Source organism: Bradyrhizobium sp. HKCCYLRH3073, from assembly GCF_051167995.1.
In the GTDB taxonomy this organism is placed as follows: Bacteria; Pseudomonadota; Alphaproteobacteria; order Rhizobiales; family Xanthobacteraceae; genus Bradyrhizobium.
In genome coordinates this window covers 412,825-429,402 of record NZ_JBNPUD010000001.1, presented here as the reverse complement: position 1 = coordinate 429,402, position 16,578 = coordinate 412,825, and the positions used below count along the sequence as shown (strand labels likewise).

The following is a 16,578-nucleotide window of genomic DNA, read 5'->3' as shown; positions in this document are numbered from 1 at the left end:
CTCATGGGTCGCGCTGCTGTCGTCCATCCCGATGGCCTGACGCGCTGCCCGTGGCCGGGCAGCGATCCGCTCTATGTCGCCTATCACGACACCGAATGGGGCGTGCCGGAATATGACGACCGCGCGCTGTATGAGAAGCTGATCCTCGACGGCTTCCAGGCCGGGCTGTCGTGGATCACGATCCTGCGCAAGCGCGACAATTTCCGCCGCGCCTTCGATGATTTCCAGCCGGAGAAGATCGCGCGCTACGGCGACAAGAAGATCCACGCGCTGATGAACGATGCCGGCATCGTCCGCAACCGCGCCAAGATCGAAGGCACGATTCTCAGCGCGAAATCCTGGCTCGACATCCAGGACAAGGGTCCCGGCTTCTCCAAGCTGCTGTGGGGCTTCGTGGACGGCGCGCCCAAGGTCAACACGTTCAAGACCACCGCCAGCGTGCCGGCCTCGACGCCGCTGTCGATCAAGATCTCCAAGGAGCTGTCGTCGCGCGGCTTCAAGTTCGTCGGGCCGACGATCGTCTACGCCTTCATGCAGGCGACCGGCATGGTCAACGACCATCTCGTCACCTGCTTCTGCCACGAGACCTGCAGCGGCAAGCGCCGCGCCCCGCGCCTCAAGCCTCCCAAATGACGACTGACAAGGCCCCGAGCGGGCACGACCGCGTCTGGCAGCGCATGCTGTCCGGCCGGCGGCTCAACCTGATCGATCCCTCGCCGCTCGATGTCGAGATCGCCGACATCGCCCATGGGCTCGCGCGCGTCGCGCGCTGGAACGGCCAGACCACCGGCGCGCACATCTTCTCGGTCGCGCAGCACACGCTGCTGGTCGAGACGGTGATGCGCGCGCGCAAGCCCAACATCGATGCGAAGCTGCGGCTCGCCGCGCTGCTGCACGACGCGCCGGAATACGTCATCGGCGACATGATCTCGCCGTTCAAGGCGGTGCTCGGCGGCAGCTACAAATCAGTCGAGAAGCGGCTGCTCGGGGCGATCCACATCCGCTTCGGCCTGCCGGCCGAGATTGCCCCCGAGATCGAGCGCCAGATCAAGGCGGCCGACCGCGGCGCCGCTTTTCTGGAGGCGACGCGCCTCGCCGGTTTCTCGGACAGCGAGGCGAAGAAGCTGTTCGGCCGCGATCCCGGCCTGCCGGACGCCACCGTGACCGACTATCTGACGCCCTGGAGCGCGGCCAAGGCCGAGAAGCAGTTCCTGACCCGCTTCAATACGGTGCTGGGGGCGTGCTGAGATGCCGCTGACGCCCGAAGAGCGCCAGAACGAGCGCCTGAAGCTGCTGGCCAATTGGGCCAACACGCTGGCGACCGCGATCGTTTCGGTCGGCGTTTTCGTGCCGATTGGACAGGAAATCTATGGCTTCCTGCCGCAAAATACCGACCCGACGCTGATCTATGTGTCGGCCCCGGTTTGCTTCATGGCCGGTTTGATCCTACATTTGGTGGGGCAATGGGTCCTTGGAGGGCTCCGATGACGATGGGCCAGATCTATGCGTTGAGCATGCCGCTCGCGGTGGCCGCGATGGTGGCGCTGTACGCTCTCATCCTGCGGCGTCCGTGGGCAGAGACGGGCGCTCGACAGCCGGTCCATTCATCACAGGCACGGCGTGAGGGTCTGCGCGACGGTCTCGTGGACCACATCGAGCGGCTCAACGCGGAGATCGAGGGCAAGGCCCATCTGGTTCGCCAGGAGCTGCGGCAGCTCAAGAACACGCGCTGAGGGCTGTCGGCGCACACATGCGCCAGCCCGACGGCAGACATCCAAAACGCGCTTTTGCAAAACGCGCTTTTGCCCTTGTGCCCCCATTCGTATAATCGGGCGTTCAAAGGCTCGCCATGATCCACGTCTGCTCACTCGCCGCCCTGCCCGAGACCGTGCGCCTGACCGGCGCCAGCCACGTGCTGACCATCATGGCCAATGTCGAGCAGGTGCGGCGGCCGGAGACGATCCGCCCCGAGAACCATCTGCGGGTCTCGGTCGACGACATCACCGAGCAGCTGCCGGGCTTCATGGCGCCGAGCGAGGATCACGTCGCCCAGGTGCTGGAGTTCGTGCGCGGCTGGGATCGTGCGGCGCCGCTGGTGATCCACTGCTATGCCGGCATCAGCCGCTCCACCGCGAGCGCCTTCGCCGCGGCCTGCGCGCTCAACCCCCATCGCGACGAGCTCGATATCGCCTGGGCGATCCGGCAGGCCTCGCCGATCGCCTCGCCGAACCGGCTGATCGTCAGCCTGGCCGACAGAGCGCTGGGCCGCAACGGCCGCATGGTGCGCGCGCTGGACGCGATCGGGCCCGGCGCCATGATGGTCGACAGCGCGCCGTTCCGGATCGATCTGGACTGAGTTGCGGCGCTGCGTAGCCGCATACCGGCGCGCTTTGAACTTATGTTCCGCGGTTTGACACAGAGGGAACGACGGCCATCGTGCGGCCCGCCGGAGCAGTTGGCCGATTCGCCGGGGTCCGCAAGGGCTCGCAGCTTCCCTCCACCCGTGACGCCTCCCGGCGGCATCGATTTCAGGATTTCCGCGTGATGTTCGATTGGCCCCTGGATTGGATCGCCCTGCTGGTGGCGTTCGCGGCGCTCGCCTTCGCGCGACGGACGTCCGACCGATTGGCCGAGGTGCAGGCACGGCTGGCCAAGCTCGAGGCCGCCCCCCCGATCGCGGCCGCGCCGGTGGTCGCGCCGCCGCTCAGCCCGCTTCAGGAGCCCGCTGAAGCCCCGCCAATGCCGCCTCCATTGCCGGAGCTGACCGAGCCTGCTCTCCAGCCCGCGGCGCTGGCGAGCGACGCAGCGGCCGATCAGCCGCCGCTCGCGTCCCCACCACCCGTGCCGCAGCCCGCGGCCGGCTTCGAGGAGCGCATCGGCACCCGCTGGGTGGTGTGGATCGGTGGGCTGACCCTGGCGCTCGGCGGCTTCTTCATGGTGCGCTATTCGATCGAGGCCGGCCTCGTCGGCCCCGAGGTGCGCGTCGCGCTCGGCGCGCTGTTTGCGGCCGCGCTGCTCGCGGCCGGCGAATGGACGCGGCGCAGGGAGAGCATCTCGCAGATCGCGGCGCTGCCGATCGCCAACATCCCGGCGATCCTCACCGCGGCCGGCACGGCGGTCGCCTTCGCCACCATCTACGCGGCCTACGCACTCTACGACTTCCTGCCGCCCGCGATCGCCTTCGTGCTGCTCGGCGTGGTCGCGCTGGGCACGCTGGCGGCGGCGCTGCTGCACGGCCCGGCGCTGGCCGGGCTCGGCCTCGTCGCGGCATTCACGACCCCGGTGCTGGTGTCGACCGGCGAGCCGAACTACTGGGCGCTCTACATCTACCTCGCCATCGTCACCGCCGCCGCGTTCGCGCTGGCACGCGTGCGGCTGTGGCGCTGGCTCGCGATGACCACAATCGGGCTGTCGTTCCTGTGGACCCTGCCCGGGCTCGACGCGGGCGTCGAGACGGTGGCGCCACACGTCTTCCATGTCGTCGCCGGCTTTGCACTGGCCGCGCTGATCGTGGTCTGCGGCTTCATGTTCGGGCCCGCAGCCGACAATGACGAGGTCGAGCCGATCTCGTCGGTGGGGCTTGCCGTCTATCTGCTCGGCGCCATGCTGGTCGTGCTCGCGAGCTTCCATGACGGCCTGGCGCTGATCGGCTTTACCGTGCTGGTCGCGGCGACGCTGGCGGTCGCCTGGCGCGCGCCGAGCGCCGCCGGCGCGGTGGCCGCCGCCGCCGCGACCGTGTTCCTCGTGTTCGCCGAATGGGCGCTGCGCGACAATCCGGACCTGCTGGTGCTGCCCGGCGGCGCGCTGCCGGGAATGGGACCGAACCCGCTCGGCGCATCGGTCACCTCGCATCTGGTGACGGCGGCGATCTTCGCGCTCGGCTTCGGCGGTGCCGGCTTCCTGGCCCAGGGGCGCTCGCACAACGCGGCCGTTCCCGTGGTGTGGTCGGCGGCCGGCGTGTTCACGCCGCTGGCGCTGCTGGTCGCGCTCTATGCGCGCATCGCCCATCTCGACCGCTCGATCCCGTTCGCGATCGTCGCCGTCGTGCTCGCCGCCGCGTTTGCCGTCGCCACCGAGGCGCTGACGCGGCGCGAGGAGCGTCCCGGCCTCGGTGTCTCGATCGCGCTGTTCGCGACCGGCACGCTGGCCGCGCTGGCGCTGGCGCTGACCTTCGCGCTGGAAAAAGGCTGGCTGACGATCGCGCTGGCGCTGATGTCGCTCGGCACCGCCTGGATCTACGAGAGCCGGCCGATCCCATTCCTGCGCACGCTCGCGGCCGTCTTTGCCGGGCTCGTGGTGCTGCGCATCGGCCATGATCCGCGCATCGTCGGCGCCGATGTCGGCACCACGCCGATCTTCAACTGGCTGCTGTGGGGCTATGGCGTTCCGGCGGCGTCGTTCTGGGGCGCGAGCTATCTGATGCGCCGCCACGGCGACGACGCCCCCTTACGGGCGGTGGAGGCCGCCGCGATCCTGTTCACGACCCTGCTCGCCTTCCTGGAGATCCGCCACGCCGTCAATGACGGCGACATGCTGGCGGTGCCGTCGCTCGCCGAGATCGGCCTCGACGTCTGCGTGGCCCTGGCGCTGGCGATCGGCCTGGAGCGGCTGCGGGAGCGCAGCGGCAGCATCGTGCACAACATCGGCGCCGTGATCCTCGCCGGATTCGCCGGCGGCGCCACCGTGCTCGGTCTGCTGATGTTCGAGAACCCGATGATCTCGGATGTCGCGATCAAGGGCGGCCTGCTCAACATCCTGATCCTGGCCTATGCCTTCCCGGCGGTGCTGATGCTGCTGCTGTCCTACGCGGTCGCAGGCCGCCGTCCGCCCGGCTACGGCAATACGCTGGCCGCGGGCGCGCTGATCCTGGCGCTGTCCTATGTCAGCCTCGAGATCCGCCGGATCTATCACGGCCCCGATCTGACGGCAGGGCCGACCAGCGCCGCCGAGCAGTACACCTATTCGATCGCCTGGCTCGCCTTCGGCGTGGTGCTGCTCGGGATCGGACTCATCGTGCAGTCGCAGCGCGCGCGTCTGGCGTCCGCCATCGTGATCGCGCTGACGATCCTGAAGGCGTTCCTGGTCGACATGTCGGCGCTGACCGGCGTGTGGCGCGCACTGTCGTTCATCGGACTCGGCCTGGTGCTGGTCGCGATCGGCTGGCTGTACCAGAAGGTGCTGTTCCGGCGGCAGCAGCAGGCGCCGCCGGCTCAGCCGGCGCAGTGACGATCAGGCGGCCCTGACCGACTGCAGGAACGAGGCGACCTCGCGCTTCAAGCGGTCGCTGTCGGTCGCGAGCGACTTGGCGGCGCTCAGCACGTGCGAGGACGCCGAACCGGTCTCGGTGGCGCCGCGCTGCACGTCGACGACGTTGGACGACACCTGCTGCGTGCCATGCGCGGCCTGCTGGACGTTGCGCGAGATCTCCTGCGTCGCCGCGCCCTGCTCTTCGACGGCCGCCGCGATCGCCGAGGAGATTTCCGACAGCTTCTCGATGGTGCCGGAGATGTCGCGGATGGCGCCGACCGATTCCTGCGTTGCCGCCTGGATGCTGCCGATCTGCTGGCCGATCTCGCCGGTCGCCTTGGCGGTCTGCTCGGCCAGGGCCTTGACCTCGGAGGCGACCACCGCGAAGCCGCGGCCGGCGTCGCCGGCGCGGGCCGCCTCGATGGTGGCGTTCAAGGCGAGCAGGTTGGTCTGGCCGGCGATTGAGTTGATCAGCTCGACGACGTCGCCGATGCGTGCCGCTGCCTTCGACAGCTCGCCTACGCGATCATTGGTCTGGCGGGCCTGCGAGACGGCCTCCTGCGCCATCCGCGCCGATTCCTGCACCTGGCGGCTGATCTCGGTGATCGACGACGACAGCTCCTCGGTGGCCGAGGCCACCGACTGCACGTTGGTCGAGGCTTCCTCGGACGCTGCCGCGACCTGGGTAGAAATTTCCTGCGAGCGGGTCGCGGTCGATGACAGTGCGCCGGCGGAGTGCTCGAGCTCGGTCGAGGCGGACGACACCGTCTGCACGATCTCGCCGATCGTCGTCTCGAACTGGCGGGTGATGTTGTCGACGCGGCGGCCGCGCTCGATCTTGGCCTCGGCGTCGGCGGCGGCGCGCTCGTCGGCCTCCTTCTTGGCGATCAGGGCCTCCTTGAACACCTGCAAGGTGTCGGCCATCGCACCCATTTCGGTCGGCTCGCCGCGGTGTGGCACCTCGGCCGAAAGATCGCCCTGCCCGAGCGCCTGCATCGGCCTGATGATCGAGGCGATGCCGGCCGAGACGTCCTGCACGAGGTAGAAGCCGACGCCGATGCCCGCAGCGATCGTCGCGATCAGGATGGTTGCCATGATCCAGAAGGCGCTGTTGTAGCCATCGACAGCCTCCTGAGTTGCCGTTGCTGCGCCCTTGTCGTTCAACTCGATCGCCTTGATCAGAAGATTCTCGGACTCGGCCGACGCAACGCCGGTGCCCCTGAACAGCCCCTCGATGTCATCAGGCAGGCGGCCGACGCTGTTGCGGGAGACATCGAGGACCTTGTCGGCCTCAACCGTGTATTTTTCCCAAGCCTTCTTCCAGGCCTCGTACAGCCTGTGCTCCTCGGGGTCCGAGATCAGCGGCTCATAGGTCCGGATGTCCTTCCTGACGTTGTCGAGCATGGCCGCCATTCGCTTGTCGACGTTCGCCTTGGCCTCCGCCGACAGCGCCATCACGTGGGCGCGAAGTGTGAGCCGGTAGACGTTGATGTCGGCACGCAGCGCCCCGAGCACCCGCACGCTGGGAAGCCAGTTTGTGGCGATGTCGACGGTGCGGACGTTGATCGACTGCATGCTGCGCACCGCGAGCAGGCCAAGCCCTGACATCGCCACCAGCATGAAGGCGATGACCGCGATGATCTTCAGACGAATGGAAAGCCTGGACACGTCCTGATCCTCCGAGGGAAAGCATCTCGCTGTCGGCCGCCTGGAGGGAGGCCGGCTTCCGCGGTGACCGACCGCGCCGCGGTGGAGACGAAAAAGCGGCACCTGCTGGGGAGCAGGGTGCCGCCGATTACCGCAAAGTTCCGTTAATGCTGAACGTCGTATGACTACGGGACGCGATCTAATCCCGCTCGTCGGACAGATCAGGCCGCGCGCACCGACTCCAGGAACGTCGCCACCTCACGCTTCAGCCGGTCGCTGTCCGAGGCCAGCGATTGCGCCGCGGCCAGCACGTGCGTGGAAGCCGTACCAGTCTCGGTGGCGCCGCGCTGCACGTCGACGACATTCACGGAAACCTGCTGCGTGCCCTCCGATGCCTGCTGGACGTTGCGCGAGATCTCCTGCGTGGCGGCACCCTGCTCTTCCACGGCCGCCGCGATCGCCGACGAGATTTCCGACAGTTTCTCGATGGTCGTGGAGATCGCCCGGATGGCGCCGACCGATTCCTGCGTCGCGGCCTGGATACCGGACACCTGTTGGCCGATCTCGTCGGTCGCCTTGGCGGTCTGCTCGGCCAGCGCCTTCACCTCGGAGGCGACGACCGCGAAGCCGCGGCCAGCTTCGCCGGCGCGCGCCGCCTCGATGGTCGCATTCAGCGCCAGCAGGTTGGTCTGGCCTGCAATCGTGTTGATCAGCTCGACCACGTCGCCGATGCGCGCGGCCGCCTTGCTCAGCTCGCCGACACGATCATTGGTCGTACGCGCCTGCTCGACCGCCTCGTTGGCCATGCGGGCCGATTCCTGCACCTGGCGGCTGATCTCGGTGATCGAGGACGACAGCTCCTCGGTCGCAGAGGCAACCGACTGCACGTTGGTGGAGGCCTCCTCGGAGGCCGCCGCGACCATCGTGGAGATCTCCTGCGAGCGCGTCGCCGTGGATGACAGCGCGCCCGCGGAATGCTCGAGCTCGGTCGAGGCCGACGATACCGTCTGCACGATCTCGCCGATCGTCGCCTCGAACTGGCGGGTGATGTTGTCGACGCGCCGGCCGCGTTCGATCTTGGCCTCGGCATCGTGGGCCGCGAGCTCGTCGGCCTCCTTCTTGGCGATCAGCGCCTCCTTGAACACCTGCAGCGTATCGGCCATGGCGCCGATCTCGGTCGGCTCGCCGCGATGCGTCACCTCCGCGCCGAGATCGCCCTTGGCGAGCTCCTGCATCGGCTTGATGATCGAGGCGATGCCGGACGAGACGTTCTGCACGAGATAGAATCCGACGGCGATGCCGGCAATGACGGCCGCGGCAATGATCGATGCCACGAGCCAGATCGCCCGCGAGTAGCTCTCGGCAGCCTGCCGCGTGGCGTTGTCGGCGCCCTTGTTGTTGAACTCGATGTCCTGGATGAAGTATTTGTCGGCGTCGCGCGCGATCGCGGCGGCCGATTTTTCCAGCATTTCGGTGGCTTCGTGCGGGATCTTGCCGACGCTCTTGTTGGATTCGTCCATCACCTGCTTGACCGCGACGACGTACTTCTCCCAGGACTGCACCCAGTTGTTGTAGATCGCACGTTCCTCGGCCGAGGTGATCATCGGCTCATAGGTCTTGCGGTCCTTGTTGATCGTCTCGAGGATTCCGTTGACGCGCTTCTCCGCGGACTGCTTGGTCTCGGCCGTCTCCGACATCACATGCGCGCGCAAGGCGATGCGCAGCAGGTTGATGTTGGCGCGCAGCTCGCCGATCGCGCGTACGCTCGGCAGCCAGTTTTGGGCGATGTCGACCGTGTTGGCATTGATCGACTGCAGGCTGGTGACAGCGAGCACGCCGAGCCCGCACATGGTGACGAGCATGAAGGCGATGACCGATATGATCTTCGTACGGATGGACATTGTTGACACGGAGGACCCCAGCTGACTGCGTGGTTCGGCCGCGTTCTGCCAGCGCCAACGGACGGCCCGAACATTCAGGTCTGCGCTGCGCTGCGCGGTCGAAGGTCAGGAGATCGGCAGACTCCGAAAATTCCGGACCCGCACGTCGTCGCTGACGGAACTCATTGGGCGCGAAACAGGCTTATCGGAGGTTAATGCGGGAACCGTAAGATTACGGACAAACCGCATAAAATGATCATCGTGCGCAACGACGCGGTGCTCCGAAACCGGCCCGCGCTGGACCAAGTCTCCCGATACCGTTGCAGGATTGCGTCGAAGCAGGAGCTTCAAACGGTGCGCCGGGCAAAGGGCGATCACTGCCGCCACCCGCACTGGCAGGCGCCGCAGCTACCGACGACGCTGATCATCGTGCGTATCTATCGGAGATGAGTTGGCCGCGGCACGACGCGGAGCTAGGGCCGAACTCTACCGGGTTGCGGCCGACCCGCCCGGAGTGGACGCAGACTTCATCGAAAGATGCCCCGCACGAGCGATCGGCGCCACGGCAAACCGGGCCGGGCTCCGACGGCCCACAACCCAATCACCCGGACAGCCGGACCTCAGCCGACCGCTTCGGACACGAGGCGAATCCGGAACACCGGCTGCTTGGCCTCGTCGAGCAGTTCCATCTGCCACTCGGCCCCCTGCTGCAACGACTTCGAGATCCCACCGATCAGGTCGGAGCAGACAGCCGTCAGCTCGTTCCAGGCGGTTTCCCGGTTGGCGAATTCATAAGGCTGGTCAGCAGCGCCAGAATAGCGGCCCTGGCTGATCCGGAAGAAATAAAGCGACATAACGACCCTTTCTCATGGGCCACCCCCCTGGTCGCAAACTGCACACGAGTCGCTACCGAGGCATGAATTTAAGATTCCGTACGACTACGGCGCAATGACCACTAACGTGCGGTCAGCTTAAAATATTGCTCTATGTTAATAGGGAGCTGGTTTTTCAATGATCGGTGAACTAACAACTAATCGGTCGAGCGACGCAGCTCCGGCGCCGCATCCGACTTCGCGTTATCGGATTTGGTCATCTCAGCCTTCGCGTTTTCGGCCTTGATGTTCTCAGTCTTGGAACTGTCCGCCTTGGCGGCCTTCGCAGCATCTGCCTTCAAGGGTTCAACCTTGCTGCGTTCCACCCGCGGGGTCTCGACCCGCGCCGCGACTTCGGTGTGCGAGCCGTCAGCCGCGGGCGCAGCAGCGCGTGCGCGCGGCCGCGCCACGGCGCGCGCCATCAGCATGGTGGCTCCGCCCTGGTGCTGGAAATCGCAATAGGCGAAGGCGCCCAGCCCGGAGACCGAGCCGCGGAAGCTGCGGTCGTCCTTCTTGTCGAGGTTGAAGCACGGCTCGAACGGCATGCCCTTGATGGCAGCGCAGACATTCTGGCCGCGAATCTGCAGGGTATTGCCGGGCAGACGGATGTGACGCACCGGGCCAGAGCCGGAGAACTGCACCGCGCCGGCGGCGCCCATGTCGTCGAGGATGCGGCCCGCGCCACGGGTGCCGTCGACACAGGTGAAGGCGAACACCTTCCCGGCGACGAATTTGCGGGCCTCGTCGGCGGTCATCGAACCCGCGATCGCGGGAGCAATCACGGCACCGGCAGTCACGGTCCCCAGCAATATACGCGCGAGCATGCATCAAACTCCCACTTAACCCCACGCAGCGGGTAAGGCGGTATCTTTACCCCATGCTTACCATACCAACCATGGCAACAATGGAGCAGCATGGTTTGAAAAGTCTGAACGTCCTCAGGATATTCTTACCACCGTACGGCCGCGGACCTGGCCCGCGAGGATCTGCGGACCCAGCGACGCGACCTGGTCCAGGGCAATTTCGTGAGTGATTTCAGCTAGTTTTGCGCGATCCAGATCGGTCGAGAGGCGCTGCCAGGCCGCCTTGCGCGCCGGCAGCGGGCACATCACCGAATCGATGCCGAGGAGGCACACGCCGCGCAAAATGAACGGCGCCACCGACGATGGCAAATCCATGCCGGCAGCGAGGCCGCAGGCGGCGATGGCGCCGCCATATTGAGTCATCGCCAGCAGGTTGGCGAGCGTATTGGAGCCGACGCTGTCGATGCCACCCGCCCAGCGCTCCTTCGCCAGCGGCTTGGCCGGCCCGGACAGCTCATTGCGGTCGATGATCTCGGCGGCGCCGAGCGACTTGAGATAGTCGGCCTCGGCCAGGCGGCCGGTCGAGGCGATCACGTGGTAGCCGAGCCTGGCGAGCACCGCCGTCGCCACCGAGCCGACGCCGCCGGCCGCGCCGGTCACCACCACCGGCCCGCTCGCCGGCGTCAGCCCGTGCTTCTCCAGCGCCAGCACCGCGAGCATCGCGGTGAAGCCGGCGGTGCCGATCGCCATCGCGTCGCGGGCCGACAGCCCCTGCGGCAGGCCGACCAGCCAGTCGCCCTTGACCCGCGCCTTCTCGGCATAGGCGCCGAGATGGGTCTCGCCCATGCCCCAGCCGGTGCAGATCACGGCATCGCCCGGCTTCCAGGCCGGATGGCTGGACTGCTCGACCGTGCCGGCGAAATCGATCCCCGCGATCATCGGGAAGCGGCGCACCACCGGCGCCTTGCCGGTCAGCGCCAGCCCATCCTTGTAGTTCAGCGCCGACCACTCGACCTTCACGGTGACGTCACCGTCCATCAATTCAGCTTCATCGAACTGCGTCAGCGCCGCGGTCGTTCCGTTGTCCGCCTTGTCGATCCGGATCGCCTTGAACGTTCCCACAGCCGCACTCCCTGCGCTTTCTTCGTCTCACGCCATGTTTAGCCGATCGGGTCGGCAGCGCAACTCAGGTCGCGGGAACGGCACGCGCGACCGGCTTCTCGACGATCGGCAGGTTGATCAGCGCCGACAGCACGCCGAACAGGATCGAGAGCCACCAGATCGGCGTATACGAGCCGTAGCGCTCGAACACGATGCCGCCGAGCCAGACGCCGAGGAAGCCGCCGACCTGGTGGCTGACGAAGGCGAAGCCATAGAGCGTGGCGAGCCAGCGGGTGCCGAACATGATCGCGACCAGCGACGAGGTCGGCGGCACCGTGGACAGCCAGGCGAGCCCCGACACCGCGCCGAACGCGATCGCCGTCGCCGGCGTCACAGGGAACGAGATGAAGGCGAGCGTCGCCAGCGCGCGGGTGAAATAGATGAAGGACAGGATGTAGCGCTTCGGCAGCCGGCTCTGCAGCCAGCCGACGCTGAGCGAGCCGATGATGTTGAACAGCCCGATCGCCGCGATCACCCAGCCGCCGGTCTGCGCCGACAGGCCTCGATCGACCAGGAATGCCGGCAAATGCACGGTGATGAAGGCGAGCTGGAAGCCGCAGGTGAAGAAGCCGAGCACCAGCAGCACGTAGGAGCGGTGGCCGAACGCCTCCATCAGCGCCGTCGTGAACGACTGCTGCTCGGCCTCCGTCGGCTTGGCCTCGGCGGCCGGCGGCGTTGCCACGGCGAGCGAGAGCGGGACGATGAACAGCATCAGGCAAGCGAACACCATCAGTGCGCTCTGCCAGCCGAACTGGTCGATCAGCGCGACGCCGAAGGGCGCGAACAGGAACTGGCCGAGCGAGCCGGCCGCGGTGCCGGCGCCGAGCGCGATGCCGCGCCGCTCCGGCGGCAGCAGCTTGCTGAAGGCCGACAGGATGAGGTTGAACGAGCAGCCCGACAGGCCGAAGCCGACCAGCACGCCGGCGCCGATGTTCAGCGACAGCGGCGAGCTGGAATAGCGCATCATCAGCAGGCCGCCGGCATAGAGCAGCGCGCCGACACAGATCACGCGCATCACGCCGAAACGATCGGCGATGGCGCCGGCGAGCGGCTGACCGAGCCCCCACAACAAATTCTGCACCGCCACTGCAAGGGCGAACACGTCGCGCCCCCAGGCGAACTCACGGCTCATCGGCTGCACGAAGAAGCCGAGGCTGGAGCGCGGACCGAAGCTCAGCAGCGCAATCGCGCAGCCGCACACGATGATGACCACCGGCGTGCGCCAGCTCTGGTTGCGGGACACGGTGCCGAGATCGCCTGCCTGTACCGACATCCGTGTCCTCCCCTGGCGCGGTCGCTGTCCGCCGCGCCTCTCCGGTTAATGCATTTGCATTGAACTCCCAAGCTCAAAAGCGGAACCCAGCCATGAAAAATTTCGATGCGGCGGCCAGCCATGAACAGGTGTCATCCGAAGCGAGTTCCAGCGGCGGAACCCGCTCATGCGTCTTTGTCCCGGGGGCGAAACGTCCTGATGCGCGAGTCGCGAACGACGATTCATCCTGCGCGGGAGCGACCTTCAGAACGGCCGCTATTTGTCGCCAAACACCAATAAACAGCGAAGGAAGTCTCTGAAGAAGAACTAACAGGTACCGCGGTACACATGGGCACGGAATGTGGAATTTGGACAGCACATGGACCACGATCAGATCGAGACATCCGGCCACGTCGTGATCGTCGGCGCCGGAGTTGCCGGACTGTTCTGCGCGCTGAAGCTCGCCCCGCAGCCGGTCACGCTGATCTCCGCCACCTCATTGGGCGAGGCCTCGTTCGGCACGACGATGCAGGCCGACATCGCGGCAGCGGTGTCATCCGGCGACAGCCCCGATACCCACGCCGCCGACATGATCGCTGCGGGTGGGGGCCTGGTCGACGCGACGGCTGCGCTGGCGCTCGCGCGCGATGCTTCGGCCGCGATCGAGGACCTGGTCCGCCTCGGCGTGACATTCGATCGTGATCACGGCGGCAGGCTGGCGACGTCTCGTGCGGCTGCGCACGCCGCGCGACGGATTCTCAGCGTTCGCGGGGACTTCACCGGACAGGCGATCATCACCGCGCTGTCGCAAGCCGTGCGCGCGACGCCCTCGATCCGCATCATCGAGGGCCATGTCGCCGACGCGTTGCTGACGGAAGACGGCGCGGTGCGTGGCCTGCAACTCCGGCCGACCGATGACGACGCGGCCGCGCCGATGCTGATCGCAGCGCCGGCAATCGTGCTGGCCACCGGCGGCATCGGCCGGCTGTTCGCGGCGACCACGAATCCGCCGCACGCCACCGGCATCGGTCTCGCCATCGCCGCGCGCGCCGGTGCGGTGATTGCCGATCCGGAGTTCGTGCAGTTTCATCCGACCGCGATGATGACCGGTCGCGATCCGGCGCCGGTTGTGAGCGAGAGTCTGCGCGGCGCCGGCGCGATCCTGGTCAACCGGCGCGGCCAGCGCTTCATGCTGCCGCGCCATCCGCTGGTCGATCTTGCCCCGCGCGACACGGTGGCCCGCGGCGTCATGGCCGAGATCATCGCCGGACGCGGCGCCTTTCTCGATGCGCGCGACGTGCTCGATGACGACGTCGCCGAGCGCTATCCGATGCTGCACCGGGCCTGCGCCGCCGCGGGGCTCGATCCGACCCGCCAGCCGATTCCAGTGGCGCCGGCGGCGCATTTCCACATGGGCGGGATCGCGGTCGACGCGCGGGGCCGCAGCACGATCGAGGGGCTCTGGGCGGCAGGTGAAGTCGCCGCGACGGCAACGGATGGCGCCAATCACATCGCCGGCAACGCGCTGCTCGGCGCGCTGGTGTTCGCCCGGCGGATTGCCGACGACATCTCCGGCCGGACGTTCACCGCCTCCTCCACCCTGCAGCACGTTGCGTTCGCCGATCCGGCCGGATCCTGTGCGGGCGCTGCGGAGGTGTCGCTGCGCGAGATGATGACGAGCCAGCTCGGCGTCATCCGCGACGAGGAGCGGCTGGCCGAGGCCATCGCCGCGATTGCCAGGATGGAGCGCGACGCCGGCAGCCCGAGGCTGCGCAACATGGCGAGCGCCGCGCTGCTGATCGCCACCGCGGCCTGGAGCCGGCGCGAGAGCCGCGGCGCGCATTGCCGCGCCGATTGCCCGGCCGAGAATCCGGGCTTTGCGCAGCGGACGATGACGACGCTCACGGCGGCGCGCGAAATCGCCGACGAGCTCAGCGCGCGGCCGACGGTGCGCCTGCCACGCTCGCTCAGCGCCTAGCGCCGCGTCCAGTTCGGATTGATCTCGGCCTCGCTCTTGGCGGCCTCGGTGAGCTCGGCCGAAATGGCCGCCGTCTGCTGTGGCGTGCCCCAGCTCGGCGCGTCGCTGCCGTCGCCCCACTTCTTCGGCCGGTAGAAGGTGTGGACGCCGAACTTGTACATCCGCTTCATCTCGGCGACCCAGGATGGCCGCACCCAATAGGCATGATAGTGGGTCGACTTGCCAACCTCCGGCAGCCAGATCTGGCCGTCGAGCATGGCCTTCGCGATCTTCCTGGCGCGGTCCCACATCTCGGGCTCGCGAATGACCTCCGGATTGTTGTCGCAGGCGAAGGTGAACTGGCAGGCGAAGTGGCGGTATTTGTTCTGGTAGACGACGCCGCACACCGTGGTGGGATAGTAGCCGGAGAACGCCCGGTTCAGCACGACCTGCGCCACGGCCATCTGGCCGCGCACCGCCTCGCCGCGGGATTCGAAATAGACCGCTTCAGCGAGGCACTTCTCGGACTTGAAGCGCGCCTTCTCGTCGGTGAGCCCCAGGCGTTCAGCCGGAGTCCTGTCGCGCTGATTGTCGGCGTTGACCTCGCCTTTCGGCGCGATGCTCTCGCCGCCATCACCGGCCTTGGCAGCATCGTCGGCCGGCTGTGACAGCACCGCCATCGGCTTGAGGTCCGGATCCGGCATCACGATCAGCGGCGCCTCGCCCGGCAGCCATGTCTCCATGGTGCCGGCAGCACCGCCCAGCGACGACGTGCCGAAATAGAGATTGGACGTCTTGACGTTGAGGCCGTCATAGCTGACGGCGCCGTCCACCAGGATCTGATCGGTTGCAGGCTTCAGCTCGCCCGAGGGCTGGATCTCGGACTTCGTCGCGTCGTATTGCGCGAGCGGCGGCGCGCTCAGCGCCTCCTGCAATTCGGGATCGAGTGCAGCGCGCTGCGGGAGCGGCGCCTGCGCCGGCGCTTCCGTCGTCTTGGCGCCGAACACGGAGGAGTTCGAATCGGGCTGTGTCGATGGCGTTGGCGCGGGCTCGGACGGCGCGGGCTCGACGGGCGCGGCCGATTCGGTCGGCTGCGCCGGCACCGTCGGCGGGCGCACGACGAGACGATCGCCCTTCAGCGTGCGATCGACCTTGGGAAAGTCGGAGGCTTGGTAGCGCGGCGGAACCTGCAGCACCGGATTGCGCGGCGTCGACCCGGTGATGTCGAGGCCGCGGCCATCGAGGCTCGCGAGGCGGATGCTCCCCGCCTGCGGCGCCGAGGTTCCGATCGGACGGCCGAAACTGTAGGTAGCGAGCTGAATGGAGGCCGCAGCCGAGAACACGCGCTTCTGCCAACGCTCGGCGACGCCCGGCTGGCGGGCGAGCAGAGAAGCGATGTCTTGATACCCGGTCTCTGTCGGCATCAGAGCGAAGACGCAGAGACCGAGTCCGAAGGACGCATATCGCGCGCCCTTCGGACCGGGACGCAGAACTAACATCGGTACGCTCAACGCAACGCTTACTGGATCGACCGAACAACAGTGCTTCCGTGCAATTCGATCTTCTCTCTTCGTATCGGGTTTAGGTTGCCGAGGAGTTAATCCGCGTTGCAATCGTGAGACAGGCAAGCGGGGAAGTTGCAGAGCGTTTTGCGATCGATATGTGTGGTAAACAGCGCGCCGACGAGAACGGTGAACATTCGATCAACGAACGCGGTGAATGAAAATCATCTGCGCATGATTGACGGCGGCGGAGTGTT

The 16,578-nt window shown here is 67.1% G+C and carries 15 protein-coding genes; 8 read left to right on the top strand and 7 right to left on the bottom strand.

Going from position 1 to position 16,578, the window contains the following annotated elements; translation table 11 throughout:
* Window positions 1–3: 3 nt before the first annotated feature.
* From ACQR1X_RS01915 to ACQR1X_RS01890, 6 genes are all read left to right on the top strand, one after another.
* A complete protein-coding gene (locus ACQR1X_RS01915; RefSeq protein WP_434890591.1) occupies window positions 4–633 on the top strand; it encodes a DNA-3-methyladenine glycosylase I in 630 nt (209 codons plus the stop codon).
* Window positions 630–1,247 (top strand): HD family hydrolase, encoded by a 618-nt coding sequence (locus tag ACQR1X_RS01910; RefSeq protein ID WP_316178222.1) that lies wholly within the window; start codon window positions 630–632, stop codon window positions 1,245–1,247. The genes ACQR1X_RS01915 and ACQR1X_RS01910 overlap by 4 nt, the downstream gene beginning before the upstream one ends.
* A gap of 1 nt (window position 1,248) precedes the next feature.
* Window positions 1,249–1,488, top strand: coding sequence for a hypothetical protein (locus tag ACQR1X_RS01905; RefSeq protein ID WP_315802850.1), 240 nt, complete (start codon window positions 1,249–1,251; stop codon window positions 1,486–1,488).
* Window positions 1,485–1,733: a hypothetical protein gene (locus ACQR1X_RS01900; RefSeq protein ID WP_315802849.1), complete on the top strand. Its 249-nt coding sequence runs from the start codon at window positions 1,485–1,487 to the stop codon at window positions 1,731–1,733. The genes ACQR1X_RS01905 and ACQR1X_RS01900 overlap by 4 nt, the downstream gene beginning before the upstream one ends.
* A gap of 116 nt (window positions 1,734–1,849) precedes the next feature.
* Window positions 1,850–2,356 (top strand): tyrosine phosphatase family protein, encoded by a 507-nt coding sequence (locus tag ACQR1X_RS01895; protein ID WP_315802848.1) that lies wholly within the window; start codon window positions 1,850–1,852, stop codon window positions 2,354–2,356.
* A gap of 188 nt (window positions 2,357–2,544) precedes the next feature.
* Window positions 2,545–5,226, top strand: a complete 2,682-nt coding sequence (locus ACQR1X_RS01890; protein ID WP_434898226.1) for a DUF2339 domain-containing protein — start codon at window positions 2,545–2,547, stop codon at window positions 5,224–5,226.
* A 3-nt stretch (window positions 5,227–5,229) separates the two neighbouring features.
* Here the strand turns inward: ACQR1X_RS01890 and ACQR1X_RS01885 are convergent, their stop codons facing one another.
* Complete coding sequence (locus ACQR1X_RS01885; RefSeq protein WP_315802846.1) at window positions 5,230–6,915, bottom strand: methyl-accepting chemotaxis protein; 1,686 nt, start codon at window positions 6,913–6,915, stop codon at window positions 5,230–5,232.
* A 200-nt stretch (window positions 6,916–7,115) separates the two neighbouring features.
* Window positions 7,116–8,804, bottom strand: coding sequence for a methyl-accepting chemotaxis protein (locus ACQR1X_RS01880; protein WP_315802845.1), 1,689 nt, complete (start codon window positions 8,802–8,804; stop codon window positions 7,116–7,118).
* Window positions 8,805–9,026: 222 nt separating this feature from the next.
* Here ACQR1X_RS01880 and ACQR1X_RS01875 point away from each other — a divergent pair, with 222 nt between their 5' ends.
* Complete coding sequence (locus ACQR1X_RS01875; protein ID WP_315802844.1) at window positions 9,027–9,224, top strand: hypothetical protein; 198 nt, start codon at window positions 9,027–9,029, stop codon at window positions 9,222–9,224.
* Window positions 9,225–9,394: 170 nt separating this feature from the next.
* On the opposite strand, the gene ACQR1X_RS01870 is transcribed toward ACQR1X_RS01875, so the two are convergent.
* From ACQR1X_RS01870 to ACQR1X_RS01855, 4 genes are all read right to left on the bottom strand, one after another.
* Window positions 9,395–9,628 (bottom strand): DUF6894 family protein, encoded by a 234-nt coding sequence (locus ACQR1X_RS01870; RefSeq protein WP_015668557.1) that lies wholly within the window; start codon window positions 9,626–9,628, stop codon window positions 9,395–9,397.
* Between the two features lie 176 nt (window positions 9,629–9,804).
* Complete coding sequence (locus tag ACQR1X_RS01865) at window positions 9,805–10,470, bottom strand: hypothetical protein (RefSeq protein WP_315802843.1); 666 nt, start codon at window positions 10,468–10,470, stop codon at window positions 9,805–9,807.
* A 114-nt stretch (window positions 10,471–10,584) separates the two neighbouring features.
* A complete protein-coding gene (gene acuI / locus ACQR1X_RS01860) occupies window positions 10,585–11,571 on the bottom strand; it encodes an acrylyl-CoA reductase (NADPH) (RefSeq protein ID WP_316178216.1) in 987 nt (328 codons plus the stop codon).
* Between the two features lie 64 nt (window positions 11,572–11,635).
* On the bottom strand, window positions 11,636–12,883 hold the full coding sequence (locus ACQR1X_RS01855; protein ID WP_316178215.1) for an MFS transporter: 1,248 nt from the start codon (window positions 12,881–12,883) through the stop codon (window positions 11,636–11,638).
* Window positions 12,884–13,241: 358 nt separating this feature from the next.
* On the opposite strand from ACQR1X_RS01855, the gene ACQR1X_RS01850 reads away from it, so the two are divergent.
* Window positions 13,242–14,840 (top strand): L-aspartate oxidase, encoded by a 1,599-nt coding sequence (locus ACQR1X_RS01850; RefSeq protein ID WP_315802840.1) that lies wholly within the window; start codon window positions 13,242–13,244, stop codon window positions 14,838–14,840.
* Here the strand turns inward: ACQR1X_RS01850 and ACQR1X_RS01845 are convergent.
* A complete protein-coding gene (locus ACQR1X_RS01845; protein ID WP_316178213.1) occupies window positions 14,837–16,318 on the bottom strand; it encodes a cell wall hydrolase in 1,482 nt (493 codons plus the stop codon). The two genes, ACQR1X_RS01850 and ACQR1X_RS01845, sit on opposite strands and share 4 nt — an antisense overlap.
* Between the last annotated feature and the right edge of the window lie 260 nt (window positions 16,319–16,578).

Bases quoted from the DNA above. Each gene is read 5' to 3' on its own strand.
- ACQR1X_RS01915 (WP_434890591.1), top strand. From the start codon at position 4: ATGGGTCGCGCTGCTGTCGTCCATCCCGATGGCCTGACGCGCTGCCCG.
- ACQR1X_RS01910 (WP_316178222.1), top strand. From the start codon at position 630: ATGACGACTGACAAGGCCCCGAGCGGGCACGACCGCGTCTGGCAGCGC.
- ACQR1X_RS01905 (WP_315802850.1), top strand. From the start codon at position 1,249: ATGCCGCTGACGCCCGAAGAGCGCCAGAACGAGCGCCTGAAGCTGCTG.
- ACQR1X_RS01900 (WP_315802849.1), top strand. From the start codon at position 1,485: ATGACGATGGGCCAGATCTATGCGTTGAGCATGCCGCTCGCGGTGGCC.
- ACQR1X_RS01895 (WP_315802848.1), top strand. From the start codon at position 1,850: ATGATCCACGTCTGCTCACTCGCCGCCCTGCCCGAGACCGTGCGCCTG.
- ACQR1X_RS01890 (WP_434898226.1), top strand. From the start codon at position 2,545: ATGTTCGATTGGCCCCTGGATTGGATCGCCCTGCTGGTGGCGTTCGCG.
- ACQR1X_RS01875 (WP_315802844.1), top strand. From the start codon at position 9,027: ATGATCATCGTGCGCAACGACGCGGTGCTCCGAAACCGGCCCGCGCTG.
- ACQR1X_RS01870 (WP_015668557.1), bottom strand. From the start codon at position 9,628: ATGTCGCTTTATTTCTTCCGGATCAGCCAGGGCCGCTATTCTGGCGCT.
- ACQR1X_RS01865 (WP_315802843.1), bottom strand. From the start codon at position 10,470: ATGCTCGCGCGTATATTGCTGGGGACCGTGACTGCCGGTGCCGTGATT.
- ACQR1X_RS01855 (WP_316178215.1), bottom strand. From the start codon at position 12,883: ATGTCGGTACAGGCAGGCGATCTCGGCACCGTGTCCCGCAACCAGAGC.
- ACQR1X_RS01850 (WP_315802840.1), top strand. From the start codon at position 13,242: ATGGACCACGATCAGATCGAGACATCCGGCCACGTCGTGATCGTCGGC.
- ACQR1X_RS01845 (WP_316178213.1), bottom strand. From the start codon at position 16,318: ATGTTAGTTCTGCGTCCCGGTCCGAAGGGCGCGCGATATGCGTCCTTC.